Origin of the sequence: Acidovorax sp. Root568, from assembly GCF_001427445.1 — a bacterium.
Lineage (GTDB): Bacteria > Pseudomonadota > Gammaproteobacteria > Burkholderiales > Burkholderiaceae_C > Acidovorax > Acidovorax delafieldii.
In genome coordinates this window covers 379,777-405,613 of sequence record NZ_LMGP01000014.1, presented here as the reverse complement: position 1 = coordinate 405,613, position 25,837 = coordinate 379,777, and the positions used below count along the sequence as shown (strand labels likewise).

Below are 25,837 nucleotides of genomic sequence, written 5' to 3'. Positions count from 1 at the left end.
GCGCCGGCCACCGCCGCCCCGAAGCGATCAGCCCAGCGTGCGCGTGCGCGCCAGCCCCTGCATGAACGCCTCGCAGCGTCCCAGCTGCTCCAGGCTCACGTACTCGTCGGGCTGGTGGGCCTGCTGGATGCTGCCGGGGCCACACACCACGGTGGAGATGCCCGCGTTCTTGAACAGCCCCGCTTCGGTGCCAAAGGCCACCAGGGTGGTGCCTTTTTCGCCCGACAGCTCTTGCGCCAGGCGCGTCACCGGGTCGTCCTTGCTGCCCAGGAAGCTCGGGATTTCGCAGATGGTCTCGAACTCGAAACCCGCTGCGGGCGCCACCTTCTTCATGGCGGGCTCCAGCGATTTGGCGTAGGCCACCACCTCGGACTGCATCTGCGCGGCGTTGGCCGTGGGCAGGTCGCGGAACTCGTAGCGGAACTCGGCGTCGCGCGGCACCACGTTGTCGGCAATGCCGCCGTGGAACTGGCCCACGCTGCTGGTGGAGAACGGCACGTCAAAGCCCTCAAAGCGGGGCTCGTTCTTTTCAAAGTCTTCCGCCATGTCGCGCACCCGGCCCACCACGCGGGCGGCCATCTCGATGGCGTTGACCGAATGCGGCGTGAGGGACGAATGCGCCTCCTTGCCACGCACGCAGCACTTGTAGCGGTACACACCCTTGTGCGCGATGGCGGGGATCATGCTGGTGGGCTCGCCCACGATGCAGGCCAGGGGCTTGATGTTCGCGTCGCGCAGGTCGGCGATGAGTTCCTTCACGCCAAAGCAGCCGATCTCCTCTTCGTAGCTGAATGCCAGATGGACCGCAAAAGGCGCGTCGCTGTTCAGGAACTGCTCTGCGTGCGACACGGCAATGCCAATGAAGGCCTTCATGTCGGCACTGCCGCGCCCGTACAGGTTGCCGTCCTTGACCAGGGCACTCAGTGGGTCCATGGTCCAGTCCTGTCCATCCCACGGCACCGTGTCGGTATGGCCCGAAAGGATCACGCCCGCCGGCTTGCCCTCGCCCAGGGTGGCGAACAGGTTGGCCTTGGTCTTGTCGTCGTTGAAGGTCAGGCGGCTTTTCACGCCCAGCTTGGCCAGGTGGTCGCGGATGAAATGGATCAGTTCCAGATTGGAGTTATGGCTGACGGTGTTCATGCGCACCAGGGTTTGCGCAAGTTCGAGGGCGTGGGCAGAAATCATGGGTGGCTAGCGAATAACCCGGGTTGGCACGTGTGTTGCTGTCGGGCTAGACTGTGAGATCGTAAGGACACATATCATGAACGTTATTGACTCCATCGTCACCCAGGCGGCCAGTATTGCAGCGGTGCGCCGGGACATTCACGCCCACCCCGAGCTGTGCTTCGAAGAGGTGCGCACCGCCGACGTGGTGGCGCAAAAGCTCACCGAGTGGGGCATTCCCATCCACCGGGGTATGGGCAAAACGGGCGTGGTGGGCATCGTCAAGGGGCGCGACGGTGGCGCCAGTGGCCGCGCGATTGGCCTGCGCGCCGACATGGACGCACTGCCCATGCAGGAGTTCAACACCTTCGCCCACGCCAGCAAACACCAGGGCAAGATGCACGCCTGCGGCCACGACGGCCATGTGGCCATGCTGCTGGCGGCGGCCCAGCACTTTGCCAAGCACCGCAACTTTGACGGCACCGTGTACCTGATCTTCCAGCCCGCCGAAGAGGGCGGCGGCGGGGCCCGCGTGATGATCGAGGACGGCCTGTTCGAGCAGTTCCCCATGGAAGCCGTGTACGGCATGCACAACTGGCCAGGCATGCCGGTGGGCACCTTTGCCGTGAGCCCCGGCCCGGTGATGGCATCGACCAGCGAGTTCAAGATCACCCTGCGTGGCAAGGGCGGCCATGCGGCGCTGCCGCACACCGGCATCGACCCGGTGCCGATTGCCTGCGGCATGGTGCAGTCCTTCCAGACCATCATCAGCCGCAACAAGAAGCCCGTGGACGCTGGCGTGATCTCGGTCACCATGATCCACGCGGGTGAGGCCACCAACGTGATTCCCGACAGCGTCGAGCTGCAGGGCACGGTGCGCACCTTCACCACCGAAGTGACGGACCTCATTGAAAAGCGCATGCGCCAGATCGCCGAGAACCACTGCGCTGCGCACGATGCCACCTGCGAGTTCGAGTTCGTGCGCAACTACCCGCCCACTGTCAACTCGCCCGTCGAGGCCGAATTTGCCCGCAAGGTCATGACTGGCATCGTGGGGGAAGAGCGTGTGGTGGTTCAGGAGCCCACCATGGGCGCTGAAGACTTTGCCTACATGCTGCAGGCCAAGCCCGGTGCGTACTGCTTCATTGCCAACGGCGACGGCGCCCACCGCGAGATGGGCCACGGCGGCGGACCCTGCATGCTGCACAACCCCAGCTATGACTTCAACGATGACCTGATCCCGCTGGGCGCGACCTACTGGGTCAAGCTGGCCGAGGAATGGCTGGCCCAGCCCGCCAAAGCGGCCTGAAGCAGCTTGGCGCGCCGTTGATCCTCCTCCACCCGGGCGTGCGCAGCGCGCGTGCCCGGGTTTTCTTTTTGTCTTCCCACTGACTCCTGAAAGCCCTGCCCATGACCGGAATCGTTGAAGCCTTCTCGCCCAGCTACGCCCAGGCGCGCACAAAGTTTCTGGAGGCCGCCGCAGCCGCCGGCCTGTCCATCGAATCGCACGCCCACCCGCTCAAGGGCCGCGATGGCGAAGACCTGGCCATGGACGTGGTGCGCGACGGCCCGGCCGATGCCAACAAGCTGCTCATCGTGAGCAGCGCCTGCCACGGCGTCGAGGGCTACTGCGGCAGCGGCGTGCAGGTGTTTGCGCTGCACGATGCCGAGTGGCGCGCCAAGGCGCGCGATGCCGGTGTGGCCACGCTCTACATCCACGCGCTCAACCCGTATGGCTTCTCGCACGTGCGCCGCTTCACACACGAGAACGTGGACCTGAACCGCAACTTCCAGGACTTCAGCAAGCCCCTGCCCGTGAACACGGCCTACCGCGAGGTGCAGCCCCTGCTGCTGCCCGAGCAGTGGCCACCAGGCCCTGAGAACCAGGCAGCGGTGGCGGAGTACATCGCCACCAAGGGCGAGGCCGCGTGGCAGGCCGCCATCTCGCAAGGCCAGCACGAGTTTCCGCAGGGCGTGTTCTTTGGCGGCACCGAGCCCACCTGGAGCAACCGCACGCTGCGCCAGGTGCTGCGCCAGCACGGTGCGGCCGCGTCGAAGATCGCCTGGATCGACCTGCACACGGGCCTGGGCCCCAGCGGCCATGGCGAGCGCATCTACGCGGGCAATGACAACGCCGTGGCCGTGGCCCGGGCGCGCGCCTGGTGGGACGGCGGCGGCGCCACGCCGGTCACGTCGATCTACGACGGCTCGTCCACCTCGGCCTTCCTCACCGGCCTGATGTGGACATCGATCTACGACGAGTGCCCCCACGCCGAGTACACCGGCATTGCCATGGAGTACGGCACCGTGCCCGTGCTCGACGTGATGAACGCCATCCGTGCCGAACAATGGCTCCAACTGCACCCCGAAACTCCGGCTGACAGGGCTGCCCAGATCAAGGCGCAAATGCTGGCGGCCTTCTACACCGACACGGACGCGTGGAAGGGCCAGATCATCAGCCAGGCACGGCAGTCGATGTTCCAGGCGGTGAACGGGTTGACGGCCTGATTTTTTGCTCCAGAGGCCTCAGGCGCTAGTGCTATATGCCTGAGATGCTATCAATATGGTAGTGTGTGCGCAGCGGTTTGGCGGGTAGTACGGGTTCAGGAGCGTTGGGGTTGCCACCGTGGGGCGGCTACCATCGCCCCAAAAACCAGGAGACACCATGGCCTCTGACCCTCTGCGTGCGCTGAGCCGTAGCCTGCTCCGGCTGTCGGAGCAAGCCCAGCAGGTGGCACCGCAGGACTTGCTGCACCAGGCCATGCAGACCTTGCAGGGGCTGGTGCCTTTTGATTCCGCCTGGTGGGGCGAGGTCTCGGCGGGCGATGTGCAGGTGGCACCCCGCAACTGGCTGCACGGCAGCATTGGCCTGAGCCGCAGCTTTGCCGAGGAGTGGAATGCGCTGGCGGCGGTGGACCTGTTTGGGCTGCAGTCCATGCAGCAGCTGGGGGTGGTGATCCGTGAGCGTGACGTGGTGGGCCCGTTACCCGAGCACCCGGAGGTGGCCGCCTTCAGCCAGCGCCACGGCCTGTACCACTGCATGGCCCTCACGGCCGAGCTGCCCCACAGCGGGCTCATGTTTTTTGTCTCCATCTACCGCCCGCCAACGCGGCCGGAATTCTCGGACGGAGAGACCGTGCTGTTCGGCGAATTCGTCCTGCACCTGCTGCAGCAATGGCACCACCGTCTGCAGCGCCTGCAAAGCGACACGCCCGGCCGCCCCTGGGACAGCTTTGCCCTGGCCCGGCCGTCGGGCGAACTGCTGTTTGCCGGGCTGCGCATCAGCCGGGCGTTGGGCGAGGCCAGCCCCGGCTGGCACGGCACCCACCTGCCGCCGGTGGTGGCGCAGGCGCTGGCGGGCGCGCCCTGCACCCTGTCGGTGGGCAAGGCCTGCCGCCTGCGCTTGGAGCCCTGCGGGCCACTGGTGGCCGTGAGCCTGGCGTCGCGCCAGCACAAGCAAGCCCTGGCACCGCGCGAGTTGAGTGCCGCCATGCTGTACGCCCAGGGCCGCTCGCACAAGGACATTGCGGCCACGCTGGGCCTCACGCCCGCCACGGTGCGCACCTACCTGCGCACGGCCTATGCCGCGCTGGGCGTGAGCAACAAGCTGGAGCTGGTGGCCGCGCTGCGCCACCAGTAGCGATCGGCGGCGGGGCGCCACGCGCGAGTTTGCAGGGCTCGGTAGTTTCCCGCTCCCTCTGCATTTGCAGAGGCTGCAACCACGCCGCCTTTTCCTATCGTCCGCACCGGAGTCCAGTCGCTGGTGCCGGTCATGCCGCCGCCCCGCTGGGCTCCTGAAGAACCGTCATAACAGGAGACCCTTGCATGTTCCCGAACCCCCACCCCTTCGCCGTGGCGTCCCGACGCCACCCTCACCCCCTGGCACGCGCAGGGCGATGGACCGCTGCCTGCACCCTGGGTGCTGTGGCAGCCCTGGCCCTGACCGCCTGCGGCGGCGGCAGCGACGCCAATCCCCCGCTGGCCAGCAAGCCCCTGGCTGAGGCCTGCGCCGCCTACGCATCCACCGCCTTGCCCCATGGCGCCAAGGTCACCCGTACCGAGCTGCGCAAGGCCGAGGGCACGTTGCCCGACGTGTGCATCGTGCGCGGGCAGATCGTCTCGTCGCCCGAGTCCACCATCAACTGGGCGGTGGAGCTGCCCACGCTGACCCAATGGAACGGCAAGACGCTGACCATTGGTGGTGGCGGTTTTGACGGCTTCATCCCCACCGACGACCCGTGGTACCAGCAGCTGGTGGGCCCGTCGGCCAACCCGTACGTGAAGATCAGCTCCGACTCCGGTCACCAGATCCGCGGCTTTGCCTGGGGCAAGAGCGACGTGGCGCTGCGCAACCACGCGTTCGATGCCAACCATTTCGTGCTGGAGGTGGGCACCACGATCGCCACCGAGTTCTATGGCAAGCGCCCCGTGCGGCGCTACCATATGGGCCATTCCAACGGCGGTCGGTCGGGGCTCATCTCCACGCAGAAGTACCCCAAGGACTACGACGGCGTGGTGGCCATGGAGCCCGCCATCAGCCAGCAGGCGCACCAGGTCAACCTGGGGCCCACGGTGCTGCGCCACATCTTCAAGAGCCGCGACAACTGGATGAGCCCCGCCAAGATCGCGCTGTATGCCAAGGCCGAGGTGGCGGCGTGTGATGGCCTCGATGGCCTGAAGGACGGCATCATCGGCAACATCGAGGCGTGCAACTACGTGCCCACTGAGCTGCTGTGCCAGGGTGCGGACAACGACAGCTGCCTCACGGCCGGCCAGATCGAATCCATCCGCCTCATCTACAGCGACCACAAGACACCCGTGACCCTGTCGCGCGGTGCCGTGGGCTACCCGCGCTATGGCCGGGGCGGGGCGTCCACGTCGGACTGGCAGTCGTACATGTTCGGCACCAGCTTTGACATACCCGATTCGTTCAACCACATGGCCGTGACGGAAGCCGCGCGCCTGGTGGAGGGCAACCCCAACGCCAACATCCTGAGCCACGACCCCACGCAGTACCAGGCGCAGTACGCGCGGCTGGCCGAGATGATCGATGGCACGGACCCCGACATCTCCGCCTTTGCCGACAACGGCGGCAAGCTGCTGATCTGGTACGGCCTGGGCGACACCTGCGTGTCTCTGTACCGCACGGCAGACTATTTCGACACGGTCAAGCAGCGCCTGGGCGCCAGCAAGGTGCAGGGCTTTGCGCGCATGGTCACCTCGCCCTCCAACGGGCATGACCTGGACGGCGCAGGCACCGAGTCGCGCTCCATCGACCTGCTCGCCGCCATGGACGCCTGGGTGGAAAAGGGTGCGGCGCCTGACAAGCTGGTCGCCACGAAGTTCGCCCCCGGCACCAGCACCCCCTTGGCCCAGCGCCCGGTGTGCGAGTACCCCAAGTTCCCGCGCTACAACGGCACGGGCGATCCGGCCAAGGCCGAGAGCTTTACCTGCTCTGCGACCTGAACGCGGTGCTGGATGCAAAAAGGCACGCCCCTGGGCGTGCCTTTTTTGTGTGTCCAGTCGTCAGGATGCCAGCGCGCGCATCTCTGCGATCAGGTCCGACTTGCCTTCGAAGCCGATGCCCGGCAGCGGCGGCAGCGTCACGTAGCCGTTCTCGACCTTCACGCCATCGGGGAAGCCACCGTAGGGCTGGAACAGGTCGGGGTAGCTCTCGTTGCCGCCCAGGCCCAGGCCTGCCGCGATCGCCAGCGACATCTGGTGGCCCCCGTGTGGAATGCAGCGGCTGGGGGACCAGCCGTATTCCTTGAGCATGTCGAGCGTGCGCAGGTACTCCACCAGGCCGTAACTGAGCGCGCAGTCAAACTGCAGCCAGTCGCGGTCTTTGTGCATGCCGCCGTGGCGGATCAGGTTGCGCGCGTCCTGCATCGAGAACAGGTTCTCGCCCGTGGCCATCGGGCCCTTGTAAACCTCGCCCAGCTTCGCCTGCAGCTCGTAGTCCAGCGGGTCACCCGCTTCTTCGTACCAGAACAGCGGGTACTGCGACAGGGCCTTGCCGTAGTCGATGGCGGTGGCCAGGTCGAAGCGGCCGTTGGCGTCCACTGCCAGTTGCTGGCCCGGGCCCAGAATCTTGAGCACCGACTCGATGCGCTCGCAGTCTTCGGCCAGCGTGGCGCCGCCGATCTTCATCTTGACCACCGAGTAGCCGCGCGCCAGGTAGCTTTCCATTTCCTTCTTGAGGCCGTCGAGCCCCTTGCCGGGGTAGTAGTAGCCCCCGGCGGCGTAGACAAACACGCGCGGGTTGGGCGTGCCGTTGCCGTAGCGCTCGGCCAGCAGCTGGTACAGCGGCTTGCCTGCAATCTTGGCTGTGGCGTCCCACACGGCCATGTCGATGGTGCCCACGGCCACCGAACGCTCGCCGTGGCCGCCGGGTTTTTCGTTGATCATCATGCGGGTCCAGACCTTGTGCGGGTCCAGGTTCTCGCCCGTCTCGTCCAGCAGGCTGGCCGGCTCAGCCTCCAGCACGCGGGGGATGAATCGGTCGCGCATCAGCGCGCCCTGGCCGTAGCGGCCGTTGGAGTTGAAGCCGTAGCCGATCACCGGCTTGCCATCGCGGATCACGTCGGTGACCACGGCCACGAGGCTCAGCGTCATCTTCGAGAAGTCGATGTAGGCGTTGCGGATGTCCGACTTGATGGGACGGGTCGATTCGAGGATGTTGACGATCTTCATGGTGGTCGCGTTCGTTGGCAAAGAGGGAAAGGGGCGGGATAAGAATGAAAGATCAGCGGGCGAGCGAAGAGCCCCCGCAGATCGCGATGTCCTGCCCCGTGATGGCGGCGGCAGATTCAGACAGAAGAAAGCCCACCAGTGCGGCAATCTCGGCAGGCTCGATCAGGCGGCCGATGGGCGGCAGGCGCGGTGCACTGCCCTGGCGGGCGGGGTCGTTCAGCATGCCGGTGGCGGTGGCTGCGGGCGAGACGACATTCACCGTCACGCCCTGCGCGGCCACCTCGGCCGCCCAGCTGCGCGCCAGTGCAATCAGCGCGGCCTTGGTCGCGGCGTACTGCCCGCGCCCGGCCATGCCCTGCGCCACGCGGCTGCCAATGAACACCACGCGCCCCTGACCGCGCTGGGCCATGCCGGGCACGATGGCATCGGCCAGCCGGGTGGCGGCATCCACATGCAGGCGCCACATCAGCTCGCCGCCCGCATGGTCGAGCTGGCCCAGCGGCCCCACGCGCAGCACGCCGGCCGCATGGACCAGCACGTCCACGTCGGGCAGTGCAGCGGCCACGCGGGCGATGTCTGCGCCATCGGCCAGGTTGACCGGTGTATGGGTGAACGAGGGGTGAACGACCGTCGCCTGGGCCACATCCAGGCCCGTCACGCGCCAGCCGCCGGCCAGCAGCGACTCGGCGATGCTGCGGCCTATGCCGCTGCTGCTGCCGGTGACGATGGCGTGGCGGGCATTACTCGACACGGATGTTCCCTTCGGTGACGATCTTCTGCGAGCGCTCCATGTCGCTGCGCTGGAACTTCGCAAAGTCCTCCACGCTGCCCGGCGTGGTCAGCAGCCCTTGTTCCTTGAGCTTGGGCGTCATCTCGGCTAGGGCCTTGTTCACCTCGGTGTTCAGCCGCTGGGTGATGTCCGTCGGCAGCTTGGCCGGTCCCCACAGGCCATACCAGCTGTAGAACTCGTAGCCCGGAATCGTCTCGCCCACCGTGGGCACGTCGGGCAAGCTCGCTGCGCGCTGGGCCGAGGTCACGGCCACCACGCGCAGCATGCCGCTCTTGTGGTACTGCAGAGACCCCAGGATCGGATCGATGAACCCGTCGATCTGCCCGCCGATCAGGTCCTGGAACGCAGGCGCCGTGCCCTTGTAGGGCACGATCAGGTAGTCAAGGTTGCCTGCGCGCTTGAGCAGTTCGGTCGAGAGGTGCCCGGCCGACCCGATGGAACCCACGGCGAAGGTCATCTTGCCGGGGTTGGCTTTGGCGTAGGCCATCAACGACTTGATGTCGGTGACCGGCAGGTTCTTGTTGATGGCCACCGACAGCGGGGCCTTGGCCACCAGCGCCACGGGCGTGAAGTCCTTGACCACGCCGTAGGGCACGGACTTCATGGTCATGGGCGCCGTGGTGAAGGTGGATGCGTTGAACAGCAGCGTGTAGCCGTCGGCCGGGGCCTTGGCCACCACGTCGCCGCCGATCACGCCGTTGCCGCCCGCCTTGTTCTCGACGATGAAGTTCTGGCCCATCTGGTCGCCCAGCTTTTGCGCGAGCATGCGGCCCACGGTGTCGAGCGTGCCGCCTGGCGGAAAGGGGATGACCATCCGGATGGGCTTGGCGGGGTAAGCCTGCGCAAAGCTGCTGGCCGCCATCGCGAGCGTGGCTACACCCAGGGCGGCGCGGAGGAAAAGGTGGCGTTGCATGGTGTCTTGTCTCCTTGTCGGTTTTCTTGTGTGCAATCAGGCGCGGGGGACTCAAAATCCCCCGCGCCTCGCAGGGACCGCTCAGCGCTTGAGCAGGCCGGCCTGCTTCACTGCAGCGCGCAGCGCTTCGACTTCCTTGGCGTTGGGCGCCTCGGTCGGTGGGCGCACGGTGGCGTCGTCGATCACGCCTGCCAGGTACATGCCACCCTTCATGCGGGCGTGGGCCTCGCCAGTGGGCTCGCCGCCGCCATACACCGCGTCCTTCAGGGGCGTGATGACAGCCTGCACCGCCATGGCTTTCTTCAAGTCGCCGGCCTTCACCGCATTCCACAGATCGATGATGAGCTGGGGGATGAAGGTGGCAAAGCCCACCAGCGCGCCGTCCACGCCCTGCACCATCGAGGCCAGCAGGTACTCGTCGTGGCAGGTCAGGATGGCCTTGGACGCGTCGGCCTCGCGGATCGCCTGGATGTCGCGGGCGTACTTGTTCATGTCGCGCTGGCCCACCTTGAAGGCCTGCAGGTAGGGCAGCCGGGCCAGGTCGGCCAGCAGCTGCGACGAGTACGAGGCGCGCGTCCAGGCCGGGTAGACGTGGCAGACCAGATCGGCGTTGGGCGCCGCCTTGTGGATGGCCTCGAAGTACTGCAGTGCATGGCCGGGCGTGAAGCCAAAGCGCAGCCAGTGGTGCGGGGGCATCACGTCCAGCGCCACGGCACCAGCCTCGACGGCAGCGCGGGCATGGTCGGCCGCGTCGGCCAGGCCTTCGCAGACGATGGACGAAATGACAGGCATGCGCCCCTTGAGTTCGTCGGCCACGATGCGGGTGACCTCGGCGCGTTCAGCCGGTGTGAGGGAGAACACCTCGCCGGTGTGGCCGTTGGTCATGACGGCCACCACGCCCTCGTGGCCTGCCAGCCAGGCGGCGAGCTTGCGCAGCGCGGGCTCGTCGATGCGGTGGTCGGGGGTGAAGGGGCACGAGATGGCGGGGATGATCCCGCGATAATTCGAGATGGCAGGCATGCTTTCTTGTCTCCGTTGGAAAAGCTGGTGAACAACGGGGTGGATCATTCCGCGCCATGCTGCAGCGGTCCAATACTCGAATCGCATACAACTATCTACCGATCCATCGCGGAGACACATGGGACCCGGCAACCGACCCCTGGACCTGGAATGGCTGGAGGATTTCCTCGCCCTGGCCGAGACGGGCAATTTCTCGCGCGCGGCGGAGGCCCGCGCCATTGCCCAGCCCGCCTTCAGCCGCCATATCCGCGCACTGGAAGACTGGGTGGGCGTGGAGCTGTTCGACCGCAGTGCCCATCCTGCGGCGCTCACGGCGGCAGGCCAGCGCTTTCTGCCGCTGCTCGAAACCATCCTGGCCAATCTGGAGGCTGCGCGCATCAAGGCCCGCGCTGCACACGACTTGGCGGCTGCCAGCCTGCGCTTTGCGGCCACGCACGTGCTCTCGCTCACGTTCTTTCCGCGCTGGCTGGTGGGCATGGAGGCCCGGCTGCGGCTGGGGCCCATCCAGACCATGTCCGACAGCTCGCAGGCCTGCGAAGACCTGATGCTCCAGCGGCGTGTGCAGTTTGTGCTGTGCCATGGCCACGCCGAGGTGCCGGGGCGCCTGGACGAGGCGCAGTACCCCATGTGCCGCCTGGCGGACGACCGGCTGCTGCCAGTCAGTGCGCCGCAGCCCGGCGGCGCAGCAGGCCAGCCGTTGCATGCGCTGGGCCAGCAGGCCTCGGTGCCCGTGCTGGCCTACAGCGAGGCGTCGGGCCTGGGCCGCATCATGCGGGCCCGCATGCGCGGGGTGTTCGCTGACGGTGCTGACGGCCCGGTGGCGGTGGTGTTCACCGCGCACCATGCGGTGTTGCTCAAGACCCTGGCCCAGGAAGGGCGGGGCGTGGCCTGGCTGCCCGAAAGCCTGATTGCCGACGAGTTGCGCGCCGGCACGCTGGTGGCTGCCGGGGGCGCAGACTGGAACGTGCCGGTGCAGATCCGCCTGTACCGCCAGCGTGCCGAGATGTCGCCAGTGGCCGAGTCCTTGTGGGAACTGGCGGTGGCGCAGGTGGCACCGCAGGCCTGAGCGCTTGCCGTTCCCCTGGCTGGCAGCCGATTCTTAAAGGCCCAGGTCGCTCAGCCCCGGATGGTCGTCCGGCCGGCGCCCCAGCGGCCAGAAGAACAGCCGGTCTGCGGCCTGGATGGGGCGGTCGTTGATGCTGGCGTGGCGTACGGCCATCAGGCCTGCGTCGTTGAACTCCCAGTTCTCGTTGCCGTAGCTGCGGTACCACTGGCCTGCGTCGTCATGCCATTCGTAGGCAAACCGCACGGCGATGCGGTGGCCGCTGAACGCCCACAGCTCCTTGATGAGGCGGTAGTCCAGTTCGCGTGCCCACTTGCGCTCCAGCAGCTGCCGGGCGGCCTCGCGGCCCACGGGGAACTCGGCGCGGTTGCGCCAGCGCGTGTCCTCGGTGTAGGCCAGGGCCACGCGGGCAGGGTCGCGCGAGTTCCAGCCGTCTTCGGCCAGGCGCACTTTCTGGACGGCGGTGTGTTGGGTAAAGGGGGGCAAAGGCGGGCGTGTTTCCATGGGAACCTCGACGGTGAAGGGTTGATGTAGACAGGTCTGTCTACGTGCCATCATAAAGTCATGTAGACAGACTTGTCTACAATGAGCGAATGACCTTTGATCCGCTCCCTCCCGGCTGGCAAGACCTGCCCGCCCGAGACCGCCTGCTGCACACGGCGCACGCGCTGTTCTACCGGGATGGCATCCGCGCCACGGGCATCGACCGGGTGATTGCGGAGTCTGGCGTGACCAAGGTGACCTTCTACCGGCATTTCCCGAGCAAGAACGCGCTCATCTGTGCGTATCTGGAGTACCGGCACGCGGGCTGGATGGGCTGGTTCGCCGACGCGCTGCAGCGCCATGCGCACGCGCTGCCCTCAGGGGCGGATCGCACGCGGGCATTGGCGCCTGCCCTGGCGGAATGGTTGGGCAGCAAGCACTTTCGGGGCTGTGCCTTCATCAACAGCGTGAGCGAGCTGGGAGACACCGTGCCGGAGGTGCTGGAGATTGCGCAGCGCCACAAGCGCGACATGACGGCGTTGCTGGCTGCCTTGTTGCCAGCGCCTTCCCACCGTGCGGAGGACGCGCAGGCGCTCACCCTGGTGGTGGAGGGCGCCATCGTGCGTGCGCAGATGGGCGAACCCGTGGCCGCGGTGGTGGCCGCAGTGTCCCGCCTGACGGATGCGCTGGTGGCGGCGCCTCCTCAGCGCAAGGGGTGAGCCTGTCGGCCGATAGGAAAGATGGGAACGTTTCTGGCGGCCGCCCGCATGGTCAGTCCAGCCGTGCGCCTTGTGTGGCACCGTGGCGGGTGCGCTGGTCGTACTGCTTCTCGCGTGCCACGTGGTCCTGCAGCAGCCGGTGGCCCAAGGCGTTGGCTTCGCGCTCCAGCGTGGCGCAGTCGGACGCTGCGGGCATCTGGCGGATAGCCTTGTCAATGGCCTGCGCTGCATCGCGCCCGATCTGCACATGGCCTTGCTCGTGGTGGGACAGCGCCTGCAAATAGCGGTCAAAAACCGCCTGCTGCGACGGGCTGGCGGCCTGCAGGTCGGGCAGCTGCACTTCGGTGCGCAGCCGGGTGTTGACTTCGGTGATCGCACAGCGGCCCGAGGCTTCGCGCCACCAGCGGAAGGTCCAGCGCACGTTCCAGCGGGTGTAGCCATGAAAGCGCTGTCCACCCACCGAAATGGGCGTTGCAGCATGCAGGGCATCGCGCAGTGTCTCTCCGGGCTGGGCGCGCACCACGTAGGGCCGCTGGGTGCTTTCTTCCTCCACGGCCGCGTGTGCCCCACCCGCAGACAGCAGCAATGCCACCACCCACCCCAGACACACGCAGGGTGGTGGCTCTGGCAACGCAGATGCGTTCAGTCGCCCCACGGCAGCATCAGCGTGAGCAGGGACAGCTGGTCGAACTCGGGCGCAAAGGCATCAATGATCTGCTGCGGCTCGGGGCACAGGGTGGTGTCGGTGATCACGCCAAACTGCACGCCGCCGCCGTAGCTGAGGATGGAGACCCCCAGCCCGATGTCACCCGACTGCGGCACCCAGAACATGCACTGCGTGACGCGTGCGCCGCACAGCGTCAGCTGCTCCTTGGGGCCGGGCACGTTGGTCATCACTGCCGTGGTCTTGCGGCCAAACAGGTTGAGCAGTGCATCCTGCGCGGGCTTGATCATCAGGCCTGCCACGGCCAGCATGGCAAACGCCAGGATGGGCTGGGTGCTGCCCTTGAGCGCATTCATGCGCTTGCGCACTTCGTACACGCGCTCGACAGGGTTGGCCAGGCCAATCGGCAGCACCAGCGGCACCAGGCCAAAGCGGTTGCCCAGCTTCCAGGCCTCTTCCATGGGCCGCAGGTTGACCGGAATCATGGCGCGGATCTCCTGGCCCGTGGGGTCGTCGCCCTGGCTGCGCAGGTAGCCGCCGATGGCGCCCGCCACACACGACAGCAACACATCGTTGATGGAGCAGTTGAGTGCTTTGCCGATGGCCTTGACCTCTTCGAGCGGAATCGGCGGGCACCAGGCCACGCGCTTGGCGCTGCCGGGCTGGCCCTTCAGGCGCGTGGGCGAGTCGTCAGGCATCAGTGCCAATGCCGCCGCATCGCTGACGAGCTGGTAGGCCACGCGGGCCATGTCCATGGTGCCGGTCAGCCCGTGGTGCATGGCCTTTTCCGGGTCGCCCAGCATCTGCAACGACTTGGCGGCGCTGTCGCCCGCCAGGTCCAGGGCCTTGACGGTGAGGCCGGTGAAGGGCTTGATGAGTGCGTCGGCGATCCAGTCCTCGGCGGTGGCGGCTTCCTTGTCTGCCCGCGCCTTGCGCTTGGGGGGTTCCGAGCCGCCATCGACCAGCGACATGGTCACCGAGATGAGTGCAATGCCGTCCGCAATGCAGTGGTGGATGCGCACGATGAGCGCGCTGCCCTTCGCGCCGTCGTCACCCACAAAGTCTTCGATCAGGTGCATTTGCCACAACGGGCGGCGTGTATCGAGCGGCTGCATGGCGAGTTCGCCCACGCGGTCCTGCAGTGCGCGCTGCATGCTGTGGCCTGCGCGGTGGGGCAGCTTTTCGCGCAGCACATGCGCAGCGATGTCGAAGTTGCGGTCCTCCACCCAGGTGGCGCCTGCGGCATCTTCCACCACCCGCTGGCGAAAGCGCGGGTACTGCAGCAGGCGCTGCTGTACGCGTTCGCACAAGGCCTCCCAGGTGATGCCGGGTGACAGGGTCCACACGCCGTTGATCATCATCAGGTTGCTGTGCGAATCCATGCGCAGCCAGGCGGTATCAACCTTGCTCATGCGTTCGCCCGACAGGCCCAGCATGCCGGTGGCCGCGCGGCGCACGTTCTTCTGCACCACGGTGGCGGCCTTGCGGGCTGCGGGGGGCAGGGCCTGGGCGGCCTTGCGTGCCACCTCAGGCGCCTGGTAGCGCATGGTGCGCAGGGGGCTCGTGCTGCGGCCGGGGGCAGCTTTGCGGGGGGCTGGAATGCGGGTCACCATCAGATGTACACCTATTGTTTGATTTTTGGGGGCTTGCCTCTATGGATTGAGCGGCCCCGGGCCGTGCTCAGCCCGTAAGATACAACGCAGCAAACCCTTGCCGACACCGTTCTTTCCCTCCCCCCACACATCCCAAGGAGCACACCGACATGGCCGACCTCAATGCCACCTTCGAAGCCGCCGTGGCCAATTCCAAGAACCTGAGCGAGCGTCCCGACAACGCCACGCTGCTCAAGATCTACGCGCTGTACAAGCAAGCCACCGCCGGCGACAACACCGAGAAGAAGCCCAGCTTCTCCGACATGGTGGGCCGTGCCAAGTGGGACGCCTGGGAAAAGCTCAAGGGCACGGGTGCCGACGAGGCCAAGCAACTGTATGTGGACCTGATCACCTCGCTGAGCTGATACGGCGGTGACCCCCCAAAGAAAAAGGCGACCTTGGTCGCCTTTTTCTTTGGGGGCAGAGGCGCCTAACGCTGGACCCACCCCTTGGGCAGCCCGGCTTCCGGCGTCATGCCGTAAACCGGCTCGCCCGGCAGCCCCGCCTGCAGCGGCACGCGGGCGGCCATCAGGCGCTCCAGGTCCACCCCCGTGGCAATGCCCATGGCTTCGAACATGAACACCAGGTCTTCGGTCACCACGTTGCCCGACGCGCCCGGCGCATAGGGGCAGCCGCCCAGGCCGCCCAGCGACGCATCAAAGGTGCGCACCCCCACGTCGTAGGCCGCCAGGCAGTTGGCCAGCCCCAGCCCACGGGTGTTGTGCATGTGGGCCGCACCGGCCTTGGCACCAAGCTCGGCGCGCAGGCGCGTGAACAGGCGGCGCACCTGCGCCGGGTTGGCCATGCCGGTGGTGTCCGACAGGCCCACCTCGTCGGCGCCGGCCTCGGCGCACAGGCCTGCGAGCCAGATCACATCGTCCTCGGGCACCACGCCCTGCAGCGTGCAGCCAAAGGCGGTGGACAGCCCCACCTCCACCAGCACGCCGGGCGACTGCGCGTCACGCAGCTGTGCCACGGCGCGCACCTCCTCGACCATGGCCTCGCGCGTCTTGCGCACATTGGCCAGCGAATGGGCAGCACTGGCCGATACCGGCAGGGTGACCTTGTGCACCCCTGCTGCCAGCGCCGCCTCGGCGCCGCGCAGGTTGGGCGCCAGGGCCATCACGGTGATGCCAGGGTGGGTGAGCGCGTGCCGCACCACTTCGGCCACATCGGCCATCTGGGGCAGCAGGCGGGCGGGCACGAACGAGCCGACTTCGATCTCACGCAGGCCGGCCGCCACCAGGGCGTCGATCCAGCGCAACTTGTCGGCCGTGGGCATGGTGGCTTTGACGGACTGCAGGCCATCGCGCGGGCCGACTTCGCTGATGAGGACTTGGGGTTGCGTCATGGTGCTGGACGGAGAATGCCGCCGAGGATAGCGCGCTGGCGCTGCCAGAAGGTGCTCTGGGGGTTTTGAACAAAGTGGCAATTTGTGATGCCATACCTGCAAACAGCCCAGCAATATGCAGCAGATTGGGCGATTCCCATTGTTTTGGCGCTTCGAGACACTGCTTGGAGCCGTATCCATTTCCATTCGGAGACAAGCGCCATGCCCTCACACCATCCTTTTTCCACCCGCTACCTCAGTGCCACCGATGTCATCGACATGGTGCAACGCAAAGGCGTCGAGGCCTGCCTGCGCGGCATTGCCGACTACATCCAGGCCGACTTTCTGCGCTGGGGCGCATTCGACAAATCCGCACGTGTGGCCAGCCACTCGCGCGACGGCGTGATCGAACTCATGCCCATTGCCGATGACCAGACCTATGCGTTCAAGTACGTCAACGGCCACCCCAAGAACACGCGCTGGGGCCTGCCTACGGTAATGGCGTTTGGCGTGCTGGCCGATGTGGCCACGGGCGCGCCGCTGCTGCTGAGCGAACTCACGCTCACCACGGCCCTGCGGACCGCCGCCATGTCGGCCGTGGCCGCCCGCGCCCTGGCGCGGCCTGGCAGCCGCACCATGGCGCTGATCGGCAACGGCGCCCAAAGCGAGTTCCAGGCACTGGCCTTCCACCACCTGCTGGGCATCACCACGCTGCGGCTGTTTGATACCGACCCGGCCGCCACCGCCAAGCTGCAGGCCAACCTGCAAGGCACAGGCCTGCGCACCGTGGCCTGCAACAGCACGGCCGAGGCCGTGCGCGGCGCCGACGTCGTGACCACGGTCACGGCCGACAAGACCAACGCCACCATCCTCACGCCCGGCATGCTGGCGCCCGGCATGCACATCAACGCCGTGGGGGGCGACTGCCCCGGCAAGACCGAGCTGCATGCCGACGTGCTGCGCCAGGCCCAGGTGTTTGTGGAATACGCGCCGCAGACGCGCATCGAAGGCGACGTCCAGCAGCTGCCGGCCGACTTTGGGGTGACCGAGCTGTGGGAAGTGCTGGCAGGCCAACACACCGGCCGGGCCAGCGATGCTGCAATAACGGTGTTTGACTCCGTAGGCTTTGCGCTGGAGGACTTTTCCGCGCTGCGCTTCTTGCGCGACACGGCCGCCGAGCTGGGCATGGGCCAACCCATCGAACTCATCCCCCAGCTGTCAGACCCCAAGAACCTGTTTGGGCTGCTGCGCACGCACAACCCCCTGCTGCGCGCTGTGGCCTGACGCCTGTCCGGTCACCCCTTCTCAGTCCCTCCAGACCACGCTGCTGGCGGAGTCGGCGCGTGTGGTGCGGAAATGGTTGGCCGGGTGGGCTGGGTCCGCCATGCCAAAGGAGATACCGCAGACGATGCTGCGGTCGTTGCCAATGCCCAGCACCTCGCGCAGCACGCCGGGGTAGGACGCCAGCGCCGCCTGTGCGATGGAGCCCACGCCCAGGCTGTGCGCGGCCAGCATGAAGTTGCTCACATACGCGCCACAGTCCACCGCACCATAGACGCCCAGTGCCTCGTCGCTGGTGACGATGGCCACATGCGGTGCGCCGAACATCGTGAAGTTCTGCGCCGCCTGGCGGGCCGAGGCTTCGCGGTCACCCTTGGCAATGCCCAGGGCTTCGTACAGGCCCCAGCCGCATTCGCGCCGCCGTTCCTGGTACACGCCCCGGTATTCGCGGGGCCAGGGCAGGTCGGGGTTGGGGGCTGCGGTGGTCATGTGCGACTGCAGTGCGCTGCGCAGGCGCTCCAGCGTGGCGCCGCTGGCTATGGTGAGCTGCCAGGGCTGCGCGTTGCACCACGATGCTGTGCGCTGCGCGGTGGCCAGGATGGCTTCGATGGTGCCGCGCGGCAACGGCTCGGGCAGAAAAGCGCGGCAGCTGTAGCGGGTGTGGAGCAGCGTGGAGAGGGTGTCAAACGCCGGGCTGTGGGCGGCGGTCTCGCTCGCGGTGGATGTCATGGCGGTGGCTAGGCCTTCTTGGCCTTGGCGGCAGGCTTGGCCGCTGCCTTGGGGGCCGGCTTGTCAGCATCCGCGTCTGCCGCATGTTTCTTCTTGTCGGCGGCGGGCTTCTTGGCGCCAGGGTGGGGCGCGTTGAGCAGGGCGTCCAGCTGCTCGCCAATTTCGGCCTCGATGCGGTCCTTGAACGCGCCGAACAGAAAGCCGAGCTGTGCTTTCATCTCGAACTGGTGCGCATCCACCAGCAGCGTGCCCTTGACGCCCGAGCGGGTGAAGGTGAGCAGGTCTTCCTTGTCGCCCTCTTCGTAGGTGCATTCCATGTCGAATTTTTCTTCGGCCTTCTCGGCCCAGGAGAAGGCGACCTTGCGGGCTTCCTTGAAACCCAGGTGGTGTTCGCGGTGGATATGAATGTCAGGCACCGGCTGTCTCCTTGAGGTGTTGGGGGTCAGGTAAAAGGGCGCGCAGGGCCTCGTGCCGCTCGGGCTGGGGCTGCTGCGTCAGTTGCCGTACGGCATCATAAAACCGGGGCCAGTTGCGCCCCTCGCGTTCAAACAAGGCCTCGAACGCGGGCACCAGTTCGTCGTAGGCGGCCTGGGCGGCAAAACTGGCGTTGTTGGCCTGGGCCACCCAGCGGTCGTAGCCTGCCACCTGGGCTGTGGTGGCCCGGGGGAGCGTCCCGCCGGGCGTGTCCAGCCAGCGTGCGCGCAGTGCGGCATAGTCGTCGCGAAATGCTTGCATTGCTTCTTTTTTCATAGCGCTCAAGGCATGATCTTCTAGCGCTTGAAGCTCCTTCTGCTCATAAATGGCCGACAGGCGGGTGCGCGTGGCCCGGGTGAGCATGCGGAAGGCGCTGCGCCGCGCTTCGCTGGTGGCGTAGGCCTCGCGCGCGGCGGGGGTGGACTGCGTGGCCAGCCACCGCGCCACGCCAATGCGTTCCACCGCCGTGGCAAAGGACTCGTTGAACAAGGTGTCGTTCTTGGCATAGACCACCTGGTGCGCCAGCTCGTGGAACAGCAGGCGCACAAAGTCTCCCTCGGGCCAGGCGATGAAGGTGGACAGCAGCGGGTCGCCGCCCGCCCAGTTCATGTAGCCCAGCGTGGAGTAGGCGGGCACGCCGTACACCTCCACCTCCAGGCCCTGTGCGGACAGCTCGGCGGCCTCGGCCTGTGCCGCAGCTTCGGTGAAATAGCCCCGGTAGCCGATGCAGCCCGTGACCGGAAAGCACCAGGTGTGCAGCGTCAGCGAATAGGGCGGCGCGGCGACCACATTCCACACGGCGGCGGGGCGCTTCAGGTCGGCATAGCGGCGGTAGCTGGCGTTGTCGGGCAGGCCGAGTTCTGCCACCGCAAAGGCCCGCGCACGTTGCGCCAGCTGCAGCCGCTCGCGCAGGGCGGGCGAGATGTCCTTGCGCGCCACCCAGTCGTCAATCGGTTCTGCGGCATGCATGATCTGCATGTGCCCGCGCAGCGATTGCCAGTAGTAGCCCAGCGCGCTGGAGGGACCGGTGGTGCCGGCGCAGCCGGCCAGCACCAGGCAAAACATCAGGCTGAAAGTGGCCCTCAGGCGGGAAAGTGGCTGGCGCATGCAGCGCAGTTTATGGGCAGATTGAACCCTTTGCGTTCGCCCTGTCAGCAGCCTGGCTGTTGCGCTTTCTAGAATGCCGCGCATGACCCCTTTGACCGCTCCCGATCCTGCTCGCCCACCTGCGCTGGCCGACGGCCTTTTCGCCGACGAGGCGGGGTGCCCGCGCTGCACCTGGTGCCAGGCCACGCCGCTGTACCGCCACTACCACGACACCGAGTGGGGCTTTCCAGTGGCCGACGACCGCCGGCTGTTCGAGAAGATCTGCCTGGAGGGTTTTCAGTCGGGCCTGAGCTGGCTCACCATCCTGAACAAGCGCGAGGGCTTTCGCGCGGCGTTCGCGAACTTCGACGCCGAGCAGGTCGCAGCCTTCGGCCCGGCCGAGGTCGAGCGCCTGGTGCAGGACGCGGCCATCGTGCGCCACCGGGGCAAGATCGAGTCCACCATCAACAATGCCCACCGTGTGCTGGAGCTGCGGCGCGAGTTTGGTTCGCTGGCGCACTACGCCTGGCGCTACGAGCCCGCTGCCACCGACCGGCCCGAGCGCCTCACGCGCGAAGTGGCGCGCACCCTGTCCACATCGCCGGCTTCCATTGCCATGTCCAAGGACCTGAAAAAGCGCGGCTGGAGCTTTGTGGGTCCGACCACGGTGTACGCCTTCATGCAGGCGATGGGGCTGGTCAATGACCACCTGGAAGGCTGCCACTCGCGCCCCGCAGCGCTCGCTGCGCGCAAGGCGTTTGTGGTGCCGCGCGGTTGATTGTTCAGACCCGCGCCACGGGACGCAGTAGCCACAGCGCTCCCAACGCGGCGAGGCCCAGCAGTGTGGTGAGCCACAGGGCCGCTGCCCCGGCGCTGTCCAGCAGCATGCCAAACAGCACCGGTGCAAAAGCCTGCGCCACGCGGGCGGGCACCATCATCAGGCCCTGGCGCGCGCCGTAGCCTGCTGGCCCAAACAGCACCAGTGGCAGCGTGCCCTTGGCAATGGTCAGTATCCCGTTGCCTGCTCCGTGCAGCACGGTAAATACTACGGCAGCAGGCCCGCCCAGCACCATCAGCAGGCCCGCGCCCACGGGGTGTGCGGCGGCAGCCAGCTGGGCCGACAGCAGCGGGTGCAGGCGGCGCAGAAAACCAAACTCCAGCAGGCGCGCCGCCACCTGTGCCGGGCCCACCAGCGCCGCCAGGGCCACTGCCGCCTGCAGCGATGTGCCACTGGCCTGCAGCAGGCGAGGCAGGTGGGCTGCCATGGCGGTGCTCGTGAACCAGGTGACCGCAAACACGAAGGACAGCAGCACGGTGGTGCGCAGCGGGTGAGCTGGAGTGGGCGGGGCGGATACGGCCGGTTCTGTGGTGGGCGCTGCGATGGCGTCCGTCGATGGTTCGGGGGCCTTGTCTGCGGCGTCGGCGCGCGGCAGCCAGCCATTGAGCGGCACGCCCACCAGCAAGTGCAATGCGGCCCAGCCCGCACACGCGCCGCGCCAACCCCACTGCGTCTCCATCCAGGCCGACAGCGGCCAGCCCACGGTGCTGGCGAACCCCGCGATCAGCGTGATGCCGGTGATGGCGCTGCGCGCGCCCTGGCCGTACAGCCGCACCAGCGTGGCAAACGCCGCCTCGTAAAGGCCCGACCCCATGGCCACGCCCATCAGCACCCACGCGGCAAACAGGCCCACCGGGCCTTGCGCCAGGGCCATGCCCGCCAGAGCAGCTGCAAACAATAGGTTGGTGCCCATCAGCACCGGGCGGCCGCCATGGCGGTCGATGGCTCGGCCCGCGAAAGGCCCGAGCAGCGCCGACACGATGAGCGCCACGGAAAACGCCGCGAACACCGTGGGGGTGGCCACACCCAGGTCGCGCGCCATGGGCGCGGCCAGCATGGCAGGCAGGTAGTAGGACGAGGCCCAGGCCAGCGTCTGGGCCGTGCCCAGGCGCGCCACGGTCCAGCGTTGCGAGGCGGCGCTCATGCCGCGCGGTGGGCCATGGCGGGGGCGCGCGAGGTTGCCTCAGACACGCTGGCCCTGCGCGTTGATGACGACTTCGCCATCCTCCTTGGTGAAGGCGCCTTGTTGGGGCGCGGGCAGGATGTCCAGCACTTTCTCGGACGGGCGGCACAGCCGCGTGCCCAGGGGCGTGACCACGATGGGGCGGTTGATGAGGATGGGGTGCTGCAGCATCGCGTCGATGAGCTGTGCGTCGGTGACGCTCGGTGCGTCCAGTTGCAGCTCGGTGAAGATCGCTTCCTTGGTGCGCACGGCGTTGATCACCGGCTCGCCCGTGGCAGCAATCAGCGCCACCAGCGTGGCACGGTCGGGCGGGGTCTTGAGGTACTCAATGACCTCGGGCTCCACGCCGCTGTTTCGGATCATGGCCAGCGTGTTGCGGGACGTGCCGCATTTGGGGTTGTGATAGATCGTGATGGTGGTCATGGCGTGCTGGAAAGTACGGAAACAATGGGCGAAAGTTTGCCACTGCGCTGGGGCCAGCCCGGTAAATTTTCCAACGCGTTCAGCAGCCGCAGGCCCGCATCGCCCAGCGCTCCGTCGTTGTGCACCTCCAGGCTGGCCGCGCCCGGCGGCGGGCTGTAGGCCAGCGCGCGCTGCACCCGGGCCTCCACCTCTTCGCGCGTCTCGCGGCCGCGCGCCAGCAGACGTCCGCGCAGCACCTGCGGGCTGGCGGTGATGTGCACGGCCACCAGGTCCGGGAACCGTGCCAGGGCCTCAGGCAGGTAGGCGCGCGAGCCATTGAGCAGCACCCAGTGGCCTTGGGCCAGCGGCGCCAGTTGCGCATGCCGCACGCCGTAGCCCAGGCCGTTGGCCTGCCAGTGCAGGGCAAAGGCGTGGTCGCTGCACAGCGCAACAAACGTTTGGGGCGAAACGCTTTCATGCACTTCGCCGGCAGACGTCGCGGCACGGCTGATGGTGCGCTGCGCCCAGTGCACGGTGCAGGGCTGAGGCAGGTGGGCGCGCAGCCAGTCCAGCAGGCTGTCCTTGCCCGCGCCCGAGGGGCCCATGCAGTAGACCAGCCGGCCCGCGGTCATGCGCCCATCTCCAGGTGATCCAGCAGCACAAAGTCGGCGCCGGGTGCGGGCTCTGCGAACAAGGCCAGGCTGTTGAACTTCAGGATGGGCAGGTCCGAGAAGAACTCCTGCGCGGCCTCGAACACCAAGGCCTGTGTTGGCGGGTCCACCTGCGCCAGGCTGCCGGTGAGCGACAGGTGAAAGCGGAACTCGTCCAGCACAAAGGGGTAGCCCCATTGCTGCAGCAGCGCGTCCTGCCGGGCAGTGAGCCCCGCCGAGCGGCGCCGGGCGAGGTCGGCGTCGGACAAGGGTGCGGCCAAGGGCTGCAGCGCCGTCACGCAGGTGGCGGCGGTCTCCTGGATCTGCGCATTGGCGGGGTGCAGCGGCGGGGGCACCAGCGCCAGAAAGTCGTTGATGCGTTGCACCTGCAGGGGCGGCAGCACAAAGGGTTGCAGCCCGCGCGCCACGGACTGCACGGCCTGGTGCAGCGTGATCCAGTCGGCGCCGGGCGCCAGCGCAAACGGCGCCTTGAGTGTGGCGTGCCAGCCGTAGCGGCGGGGCGCTGCGGTCAGGCGGTGCAGGTCGTCCGCCGCCACGCCGTCGATGGCGAGCTGTTGCAGCGGCTGCAGCAGCGCAGCGCAGCGCCCCAGCCAGTGGCTGCCGGCGAGCCAGCCCAGGCTGCCCGGGTTGGGTGCGAAATAGACCGCATAGCGGTGGTGGGTGGGTGGCATGTCAGGCGTGTTCATCGTGGTCAATGGTCAGTTTCACGCGGTCGCCTGCAAACCAGGCGCGCGCCCATTCGATGGGCGTGCCTGCCAGGTCCACGTTCAGGCTCTCTACCTGCAGCACAGGGCGTGCGGTGGGCTGGCGCAACTGGGCGGCCACTTCGGCGCTCGGCAGCTCGGCGGTGATGCGGCTTTCGCGGCGCGTGTAGTCGGCCACGCCATGGGCGGTGAAGCCTGCGGTGATGGAGCCAGTCTCACGCACCACAGCCGCCAGGTTTTCGAAGCGGGGCAGGGGAAAGTAGCGCTCGCTGATGTGCAGGGGCTGGCCTTCGGCGTCGCCCCGCACGCGCAGCGCCAGCAGCGGGCTGCGCGCTGGCACCTGCAGCGCCTTGGCCAGCGCCGCCGTGGCGCGCGTGGTCTGGGTCTGCAGCACTACCAGGCTGCCGCGCAGACCGGCCTGTGCCAGGCCCTGCTGGTGGCGCGTGCGCTTGCCCAGCACCAGGTCCACCGCAAAGTCTTCCACATAGGTGCCACTGCCCTGCGTGATGCGCACCAGCCCCTGGCTGCACAGGCTGGCGAGCGAGCGGCGGATGGTGTGGCGGTTCACGCCGAACTGCTCGGCCAGCGCGTGCTCCGAGGGCAGTCGCTGGCCCGGCGGATAAACGCCGCTGCCGATGGCCTCGGCCAGCTCGGCGGCTATGCGCGTCCAGAAGCTGTCGCGCGCAGGGCGCAGTGGTGGTGCTTGCGGGACCTGTAGCGGGGTCGTGAGAGAGGTGGTGCTGGCTGTCATGAAACCTACATGCGCGCTCTTTAAGCTGGCGCCAGTTGTTCAATTTGTCTATACAACTTTCAGGGTACCACTTCCATGTTTCAAGCCTTTGACAACCCGGGACCGGGCCGCCCCCTGGGCCGCGCGCAGTGGATGGCGCTGCTGGCCCGGGCGCCGCTGGGGCTGCTCGAATCTGCCTTGCACGAGCATGCCACGCGCCCCGCGCGCTGGCTCCGTGCGCCAGAGACCGGCCTGATAATGGTGCAGGGCCGCGCCGGTGGCACGGGCGAGCGCTTCAACCTGGGCGAGGTCACCGTCACCCGCTGCGCGCTGCGCGTGGCCGACGCATCGGACGCCGCCGAGGCCACTGTGGGCGTGGCCTACGTGCTGGGCCGCTCGCACCGCCAGGTGCAGCTGGCGGCCTTGGCCGATGCGCTGCTGCAAGACCCTGTTCAGCAACCGGTGCTGGACGCACAACTGCTCGAACCCATCCGGAACCACCTGCGCAATACCCAGGCCGAGCGCCAGGCGCGGGCCGCCAGCACCAAGGTGGACTTTTTCACCGTGGCGCGCGAGAGCGGTGCAGACAACGACGAGGACACCGAATGAGCACGACCCCCTTGGCATCGCTGGGTGCCGGATTCTCGAAAGAAGCCTTTGGCAGCCAGGCGGTGTTCCGCGCCGTGCTGCAGGCGCTGTCGCACCCCGGCCGCACGGTGGCGGTAGAACACGACGTGCAAGCTCCTGCCGTGGGGCATGCCGCATCGGCTGCCGTGCTGCTGGCGCTGCTCGACAGCGACTGCACGTTGTGGCTCTCGCCCAAGCTGGTAGCCAGTGATGCCGGTGCCTGGCTGCGCTTTCACACAGGCTGCACCTTGGTGACCGATCCGGTGCAGGCCCGCTTTGTGTGGGTGGCGCAGGGCGACGAATGGCCAGCGCTCGGCAGCCTGGCCTTGGGCACCGACGTCTACCCGGACCAATCGGCCACCTGCGTGGTCGATGTACCGCGCGCCACCGCCACCACGGCGGACGCCATCAATGCGTGGCAATTGCGCGGGCCGGGAATTCAGGAGATGGCGGCCTTGCAGGTGGACGGCTTGCCCGACGACTTCGAGACCCAGTGGTTTGCCAACCACGCAGCGTTTCCGCGCGGTGTGGACTTGTTGCTGGGCACCCCAGACCACATCGTGGGCCTGCCACGCACCACGCTGGCGATGCGCAGCGCCACTGCCCTTCAGGAGGCCTGAG

The 25,837-nt window shown here is 67.4% G+C and carries 28 protein-coding genes; 11 read left to right on the top strand and 17 right to left on the bottom strand.

What is annotated here, in order from left to right:
- Window positions 1-27: 27 nt before the first annotated feature.
- Window positions 28-1,185, bottom strand: coding sequence for an acetylornithine deacetylase (argE, locus tag ASD75_RS11445; RefSeq protein WP_056745734.1), 1,158 nt, complete (start codon window positions 1,183-1,185; stop codon window positions 28-30).
- Window positions 1,186-1,261: 76 nt separating this feature from the next.
- Here argE and ASD75_RS11440 point away from each other — a divergent pair, with 76 nt between their 5' ends.
- From ASD75_RS11440 to ASD75_RS11425, 4 genes are all read left to right on the top strand, one after another.
- A complete protein-coding gene (locus ASD75_RS11440; protein WP_056745732.1) occupies window positions 1,262-2,473 on the top strand; it encodes a M20 aminoacylase family protein in 1,212 nt (403 codons plus the stop codon).
- Window positions 2,474-2,574: 101 nt separating this feature from the next.
- The gene (locus tag ASD75_RS11435) at window positions 2,575-3,672 is read left to right on the top strand and encodes a M14 family metallopeptidase (protein WP_056745730.1); all 1,098 of its coding nucleotides are present in this window, start codon (window positions 2,575-2,577) and stop codon (window positions 3,670-3,672) included.
- A 157-nt stretch (window positions 3,673-3,829) separates the two neighbouring features.
- On the top strand, window positions 3,830-4,804 hold the full coding sequence (locus tag ASD75_RS11430) for a LuxR C-terminal-related transcriptional regulator (protein ID WP_056745727.1): 975 nt from the start codon (window positions 3,830-3,832) through the stop codon (window positions 4,802-4,804).
- 185 nt (window positions 4,805-4,989) lie between these two features.
- Window positions 4,990-6,630, top strand: coding sequence for a tannase/feruloyl esterase family alpha/beta hydrolase (locus ASD75_RS11425; protein WP_235511602.1), 1,641 nt, complete (start codon window positions 4,990-4,992; stop codon window positions 6,628-6,630).
- Window positions 6,631-6,690: 60 nt separating this feature from the next.
- Here the strand turns inward: ASD75_RS11425 and ASD75_RS11420 are convergent, their stop codons facing one another.
- The 4 genes from ASD75_RS11420 to ASD75_RS11405 all read right to left on the bottom strand — a co-directional run bounded on the left by ASD75_RS11420 (window position 6,691) and on the right by ASD75_RS11405 (window position 10,580).
- On the bottom strand, window positions 6,691-7,857 hold the full coding sequence (locus ASD75_RS11420; RefSeq protein WP_056745725.1) for a mandelate racemase/muconate lactonizing enzyme family protein: 1,167 nt from the start codon (window positions 7,855-7,857) through the stop codon (window positions 6,691-6,693).
- A gap of 52 nt (window positions 7,858-7,909) precedes the next feature.
- Window positions 7,910-8,608 (bottom strand): SDR family NAD(P)-dependent oxidoreductase, encoded by a 699-nt coding sequence (locus tag ASD75_RS11415; protein WP_056745723.1) that lies wholly within the window; start codon window positions 8,606-8,608, stop codon window positions 7,910-7,912.
- Entirely contained in the window at window positions 8,598-9,560 is a 963-nt protein-coding gene (locus tag ASD75_RS11410; RefSeq protein WP_056745721.1) for a tripartite tricarboxylate transporter substrate binding protein, read from the bottom strand. The genes ASD75_RS11415 and ASD75_RS11410 overlap by 11 nt, the downstream gene beginning before the upstream one ends.
- Window positions 9,561-9,641: 81 nt before the next feature.
- On the bottom strand, window positions 9,642-10,580 hold the full coding sequence (locus ASD75_RS11405; RefSeq protein WP_056745719.1) for a dihydrodipicolinate synthase family protein: 939 nt from the start codon (window positions 10,578-10,580) through the stop codon (window positions 9,642-9,644).
- Between the two features lie 118 nt (window positions 10,581-10,698).
- On the opposite strand from ASD75_RS11405, the gene ASD75_RS11400 reads away from it, so the two are divergent.
- A complete protein-coding gene (locus ASD75_RS11400; RefSeq protein ID WP_056745718.1) occupies window positions 10,699-11,646 on the top strand; it encodes a LysR family transcriptional regulator in 948 nt (315 codons plus the stop codon).
- A gap of 33 nt (window positions 11,647-11,679) precedes the next feature.
- Here the strand turns inward: ASD75_RS11400 and ASD75_RS11395 are convergent, their stop codons facing one another.
- A complete protein-coding gene (locus tag ASD75_RS11395; protein WP_056059789.1) occupies window positions 11,680-12,147 on the bottom strand; it encodes a nuclear transport factor 2 family protein in 468 nt (155 codons plus the stop codon).
- Between the two features lie 89 nt (window positions 12,148-12,236).
- Between ASD75_RS11395 and ASD75_RS11390 the strand changes: the two genes are divergently transcribed.
- Window positions 12,237-12,845: a TetR/AcrR family transcriptional regulator gene (locus tag ASD75_RS11390; RefSeq protein ID WP_056745716.1), complete on the top strand. Its 609-nt coding sequence runs from the start codon at window positions 12,237-12,239 to the stop codon at window positions 12,843-12,845.
- 52 nt (window positions 12,846-12,897) lie between these two features.
- Here the strand turns inward: ASD75_RS11390 and ASD75_RS11385 are convergent, their stop codons facing one another.
- Complete coding sequence (locus ASD75_RS11385; RefSeq protein ID WP_235511601.1) at window positions 12,898-13,437, bottom strand: DUF922 domain-containing Zn-dependent protease; 540 nt, start codon at window positions 13,435-13,437, stop codon at window positions 12,898-12,900.
- 50 nt (window positions 13,438-13,487) lie between these two features.
- On the bottom strand, window positions 13,488-15,122 hold the full coding sequence (locus ASD75_RS11380) for a wax ester/triacylglycerol synthase family O-acyltransferase (protein ID WP_056745712.1): 1,635 nt from the start codon (window positions 15,120-15,122) through the stop codon (window positions 13,488-13,490).
- A 149-nt stretch (window positions 15,123-15,271) separates the two neighbouring features.
- On the opposite strand from ASD75_RS11380, the gene ASD75_RS11375 reads away from it, so the two are divergent.
- Window positions 15,272-15,526, top strand: a complete 255-nt coding sequence (locus ASD75_RS11375; RefSeq protein WP_056745710.1) for an acyl-CoA-binding protein — start codon at window positions 15,272-15,274, stop codon at window positions 15,524-15,526.
- Window positions 15,527-15,591: 65 nt separating this feature from the next.
- Here ASD75_RS11375 and ASD75_RS11370 read toward each other — a convergent pair whose 3' ends face one another.
- A complete protein-coding gene (locus ASD75_RS11370) occupies window positions 15,592-16,512 on the bottom strand; it encodes a hydroxymethylglutaryl-CoA lyase (protein WP_056745707.1) in 921 nt (306 codons plus the stop codon).
- A 201-nt stretch (window positions 16,513-16,713) separates the two neighbouring features.
- On the opposite strand from ASD75_RS11370, the gene ASD75_RS11365 reads away from it, so the two are divergent.
- Window positions 16,714-17,775 (top strand): ornithine cyclodeaminase, encoded by a 1,062-nt coding sequence (locus ASD75_RS11365; protein WP_056745705.1) that lies wholly within the window; start codon window positions 16,714-16,716, stop codon window positions 17,773-17,775.
- Between the two features lie 21 nt (window positions 17,776-17,796).
- Here ASD75_RS11365 and ASD75_RS11360 read toward each other — a convergent pair whose 3' ends face one another.
- The 3 genes from ASD75_RS11360 to ASD75_RS11350 are packed head-to-tail and all read right to left on the bottom strand — an operon-like array spanning window position 17,797 to window position 20,082.
- Window positions 17,797-18,501: a nitroreductase gene (locus ASD75_RS11360; protein ID WP_056745703.1), complete on the bottom strand. Its 705-nt coding sequence runs from the start codon at window positions 18,499-18,501 to the stop codon at window positions 17,797-17,799.
- 8 nt (window positions 18,502-18,509) lie between these two features.
- Complete coding sequence (locus tag ASD75_RS11355; protein WP_056745702.1) at window positions 18,510-18,917, bottom strand: polyhydroxyalkanoic acid system family protein; 408 nt, start codon at window positions 18,915-18,917, stop codon at window positions 18,510-18,512.
- Entirely contained in the window at window positions 18,910-20,082 is a 1,173-nt protein-coding gene (locus tag ASD75_RS11350; RefSeq protein WP_056745700.1) for an aminopeptidase, read from the bottom strand. The genes ASD75_RS11355 and ASD75_RS11350 overlap by 8 nt, the downstream gene beginning before the upstream one ends.
- Window positions 20,083-20,164: 82 nt before the next feature.
- Between ASD75_RS11350 and ASD75_RS11345 the strand changes: the two genes are divergently transcribed.
- Complete coding sequence (locus tag ASD75_RS11345; protein WP_082565006.1) at window positions 20,165-20,839, top strand: DNA-3-methyladenine glycosylase I; 675 nt, start codon at window positions 20,165-20,167, stop codon at window positions 20,837-20,839.
- A gap of 4 nt (window positions 20,840-20,843) precedes the next feature.
- On the opposite strand, the gene ASD75_RS11340 is transcribed toward ASD75_RS11345, so the two are convergent.
- Genes ASD75_RS11340 through phnF form a run of 5 tightly spaced genes read right to left on the bottom strand, consistent with a single transcriptional unit; the run spans window position 20,844 to window position 24,610 of the window.
- Window positions 20,844-22,043, bottom strand: a complete 1,200-nt coding sequence (locus ASD75_RS11340) for an MFS transporter (RefSeq protein ID WP_056745696.1) — start codon at window positions 22,041-22,043, stop codon at window positions 20,844-20,846.
- A 39-nt stretch (window positions 22,044-22,082) separates the two neighbouring features.
- Entirely contained in the window at window positions 22,083-22,505 is a 423-nt protein-coding gene (gene arsC, locus ASD75_RS11335) for an arsenate reductase (glutaredoxin) (RefSeq protein WP_056745693.1), read from the bottom strand.
- On the bottom strand, window positions 22,502-23,116 hold the full coding sequence (phnN, locus tag ASD75_RS11330; RefSeq protein WP_056745691.1) for a phosphonate metabolism protein/1,5-bisphosphokinase (PRPP-forming) PhnN: 615 nt from the start codon (window positions 23,114-23,116) through the stop codon (window positions 22,502-22,504). The genes arsC and phnN overlap by 4 nt, the downstream gene beginning before the upstream one ends.
- The gene (locus ASD75_RS11325) at window positions 23,113-23,841 is read right to left on the bottom strand and encodes a DUF1045 domain-containing protein (protein WP_056745689.1); all 729 of its coding nucleotides are present in this window, start codon (window positions 23,839-23,841) and stop codon (window positions 23,113-23,115) included. The genes phnN and ASD75_RS11325 overlap by 4 nt, the downstream gene beginning before the upstream one ends.
- Window positions 23,828-24,610, bottom strand: coding sequence for a phosphonate metabolism transcriptional regulator PhnF (phnF, locus tag ASD75_RS11320; RefSeq protein WP_056745687.1), 783 nt, complete (start codon window positions 24,608-24,610; stop codon window positions 23,828-23,830). The genes ASD75_RS11325 and phnF overlap by 14 nt, the downstream gene beginning before the upstream one ends.
- A gap of 75 nt (window positions 24,611-24,685) precedes the next feature.
- On the opposite strand from phnF, the gene phnG reads away from it, so the two are divergent.
- Both phnG and phnH read left to right on the top strand, forming a co-directional pair.
- Window positions 24,686-25,198: a phosphonate C-P lyase system protein PhnG gene (gene phnG, locus ASD75_RS11315; protein ID WP_056745685.1), complete on the top strand. Its 513-nt coding sequence runs from the start codon at window positions 24,686-24,688 to the stop codon at window positions 25,196-25,198.
- Window positions 25,195-25,836: a phosphonate C-P lyase system protein PhnH gene (gene phnH / locus ASD75_RS11310; protein WP_056745683.1), complete on the top strand. Its 642-nt coding sequence runs from the start codon at window positions 25,195-25,197 to the stop codon at window positions 25,834-25,836. Before phnG ends, phnH begins: the two co-directional genes overlap by 4 nt.
- The last annotated feature ends 1 nt before the right edge of the window (window position 25,837 follow it).